The following is a 726-nucleotide window of genomic DNA, read 5'->3' as shown; positions in this document are numbered from 1 at the left end:
CGTTAGATGTTTGAGAGGGCTTGATTCTAGTACGAGAGGACCGAATTGAACAAACCTCTGGTGTATCAGTTGTACCGCCAGGTGCACCGCTGAGTAGCTACGTTTGGAAGAGATAATCACTGATTGCATATTAGTGAGAAAATCGCCTCAAGATGAGACATCTTTTAAGGGTCGTTGTAGATGACGACGTTGATAGGCTATAGGTGTAAAGACAGTAATGTCATAGCCAAGTAGTACTAATTACCCGTAGATTTATAGTCTATGGTTACTAATAAACCAAGTGCTTTATGCGCAGTGAAGGTTTTGTCTTTGTGAAAGTTTTTATCGCTTAAAAACGCAATAAGCTTCAGGCTTCAGTCCTAATGCTTAAAGCTATATACAACCTTTAGGGTGGTTTTAGCGGTGGGGCTCACCTGTTCCCATTCCGAACACAGAAGTTAAGCCCACCAGCGCCGATGGTACTGCTAACGCGGGAGAGTAGGCCGCCGCCAGTTTTTATTTTATTTTTAAAAAACCTTTATCTTTACGATAAAGGTTTTTTTGTTGTATACCTACACCAACAGACACATAAGTAATGAGTAATGAGTAATGAGTAATGAGTAATAGATAATAAGTCACTATGACTAATCTCCGTTGTCTTTATGCCTCCAGCTTCCTGCTTCCTGCTTCCAGCCCTCTTTTTTCTATTCTTTAACTAACAATTGGTCTTTACCTTCAATACTATAT

General features: G+C 39.9%; 2 rRNA genes. Both read left to right on the top strand.

What is annotated here, in order from left to right:
* Positions 1 to 260: ribosomal RNA gene (locus REB14_RS24155) — 23S ribosomal RNA — on the top strand; the annotation flags it as partial.
* Between the two features lie 126 nt (positions 261 to 386).
* A 5S ribosomal RNA gene (gene rrf / locus REB14_RS24150) occupies positions 387 to 494 on the top strand.
* Positions 495 to 726 lie beyond the last annotated feature (232 nt).

The organism is Chryseobacterium metallicongregator (assembly GCF_031324065.1).
Taxonomy (GTDB): Bacteria; Bacteroidota; Bacteroidia; order Flavobacteriales; family Weeksellaceae; genus Chryseobacterium; species Chryseobacterium metallicongregator.
The sequence above is the reverse complement of the archived record's forward strand: the minus strand, read 5'-3'. Positions and strand labels throughout refer to the sequence as shown.